2 protein-coding genes are annotated in these 2,291 nt (G+C 62.9%); one reads left to right on the plus strand and one right to left on the minus strand.

Annotated elements, in window-relative coordinates; translation table 11 throughout:
* Positions 1 to 39 precede the first annotated feature (39 nt).
* Entirely contained in the window at positions 40 to 1,083 is a 1,044-nt protein-coding gene (locus EOA60_RS29420) for an aldo/keto reductase (RefSeq protein WP_127335328.1), read from the minus strand.
* 264 nt (positions 1,084 to 1,347) lie between these two features.
* On the opposite strand from EOA60_RS29420, the gene ppk2 reads away from it, so the two are divergent.
* The gene (gene ppk2, locus EOA60_RS29425) at positions 1,348 to 2,268 is read left to right on the plus strand and encodes a polyphosphate kinase 2 (protein WP_095824744.1); all 921 of its coding nucleotides are present in this window, start codon (positions 1,348 to 1,350) and stop codon (positions 2,266 to 2,268) included.
* Positions 2,269 to 2,291 lie beyond the last annotated feature (23 nt).

Raw genomic sequence — 2,291 nt, forward strand, 5'->3', positions numbered from 1 at the left:
CCTCCGCGCGTTTTCGGGCGCGGAGCACGGCGCGGATTCTCAGATATCGCTGCGGTCGAGCACCAGGTCGGCGGGGCCGAACCGGTTCTTGGCGGTGAGCTGCTGGTGCCAGTAGGGATAAAGCGCCGGCGGCCGGCTGACGTCGTCGAGGCGCAGGCGCTCGTCCAGGGACAGCATCAGGCTGGCCGCCGCGAGGTTGTCCTTGAGCTGGGCTTCGTTGCGGGCGCCGATCACCAGCGAAGAAACGGCCGGGCGGCCGAGCAGCCAGGCAAGCGCCACCTGTGCCGCCGAAACGCCGCGCGCCTTGCCGATTTCGACCAGAACGTCGACGATCCGCCACAACCTGTCCTCGTCCCGGATCGGCGGTTCGGACCAGCCGCCAAGCTGGCGGGCCGTCGGGCTGTCGCGACGGTATTTGCCCGACAGCAGGCCGCCGGCCAGCGGGCTCCACACCAGCACGCCAAGACCCTGGTCGACCGAGATCGGCAGCAACTCGTACTCCGCCTCGCGCGCTTCCAGCGTGTAGTGGATCTGCTGCGTGACGAAGCGCGGCTGATGATGGCTGTCGCTGATCGAGAGGGCCTTCATCACCTGCCAGCCCGAATAATTGGAACAGCCGACATAACGGATCTTGCCCTGGCTGACCAAAGTGTCGAGCGCAGCGATCGTTTCCTCCAGCGGCGTGACCCCATCCCACTCATGCAGGAAATAGATGTCGATGACGTCGGTCTTGAGCCGCTTCAGGCTCCGCTCGCATTCCCGGATCAGGTGATGGCGCGACAGGCCTTCGTCGTTGGGGCCGTTTCCGATCCGCATGCGCGCCTTGGAGGCGATGAGCACATCGTTCTTGCGCTTGCCGCCGAGCGCCTCGCCGACGATCTCCTCCGACAGGCCGTTCGAATACACGTTGGCGGTGTCGATGAGATTGATGCCGGCATCGATGCAGGTATCGATGATGCGGCTCGCCTCCGAGAGATCGGATTTGCCGACGGCGGCGAACGGGCCCGTCCCGCCGAAGGTCATCGTGCCAAGGGTCAATGTCGAAACCTTCAGGCCGGAACGGCCAAGCGTGCGGTATTCCATGTCAGGTCCTTGCGATTTGTTTTGAAGAGGCGCGCCGTCGCGGGCGCCGGAAGAGGCGAGGGTATTTGTAGGACAATTCGGGCGGCTTGTCGCCCCGCCATCGATACGGGCCGATCACATATCGGCTGGTCCAGCGTTGCCGGCTCCTGCTCGCAATAAAACCGTCATTGCGCGTCTGTATCTCAGTCGGCTTACGGAGTTGTGTTTCCGGCCTCGGCCGGAGCGCGTCCGAGGCGAAAGTGGCTGACAGGCAGGAGCTGCGCAATGAACGAGGTCAAGACGAATTCCGGAGCCAAGGACTGGCTGGAAGCCGAACTCGAGGACACGCTCGACGAGGACTATGAGCTGGAGATTTCCGAACCCGCGCTCTCGCTCGAGATCGCCAGGATCTACAAGAAGTCGCATCCGCCCTCCATCGAGCGAACGACCTATTTCCGCGAGCTGCTGCGGCTGCAGTCGGAGCTCATCAAGCTGCAGTCCTGGGTTGCCTACCACAAGAAGAAGCTGGTGGTGATCTTCGAGGGACGCGACTCGGCCGGCAAGGGCGGCGTCATCAAGCGCATCACCCAGCGCCTCAACCCGCGCATCTGCCGCGTCGTCGCGCTGCCTGCGCCGACCGAGCGTGAAAGATCGCAATGGTATTTCCAGCGCTACGTGCCGCATCTGCCGGCGGGCGGCGAGATCGTGCTGTTCGACCGCTCCTGGTACAACCGATCGGGCGTCGAGCGGGTGATGGGCTTTGCCAATGCGGATCAGGTCGAAGAGTTTTTCCGCGACGTGCCGGAATTCGAACGCATGCTGGTGCGCTCCGGCATCACGCTGGTGAAATACTGGTTCTCGATTACCGACGAGGAGCAGCAGATGCGCTTTTTGATGCGCATCCACGATCCGATGAAGCAGTGGAAGCTGTCGCCGATGGACCTGCAGTCGCGCGTGCGCTGGGAACAATACACCAAAGCCAAGGAAGAGACCTTCGCCCGTACCAACATCAAGGAAGCGCCGTGGTTCATTGTCGAAGGCAACGACAAGAAGCGGGCCCGACTGAACTGCATCGATCACCTGCTGCAGCAAATGCCTTACGAAGACGTGCCGCATGAGGAGATCACGCTGCCGGAGCGCGTCTTCAACCCGTCCTACGAGCGGCAGGTGCTGCCGCGCGAGCTTTATGTGCCGTCGAAGTATTGAGCACTTCCCCATCTCCCACAGGG

This window comes from Mesorhizobium sp. M1A.F.Ca.IN.020.06.1.1, assembly GCF_004023265.1.
Classification (GTDB): Bacteria; Pseudomonadota; Alphaproteobacteria; order Rhizobiales; family Rhizobiaceae; genus Mesorhizobium.

What these genes read in the sequence shown, in the direction of transcription:
- ppk2 (WP_095824744.1), top strand. Translation starts at nt 1,348, where the DNA reads ATGAACGAGGTCAAGACGAATTCCGGAGCCAAGGACTGGCTGGAAGCC.
- EOA60_RS29420 (WP_127335328.1), bottom strand. Translation starts at nt 1,083, where the DNA reads ATGGAATACCGCACGCTTGGCCGTTCCGGCCTGAAGGTTTCGACATTG.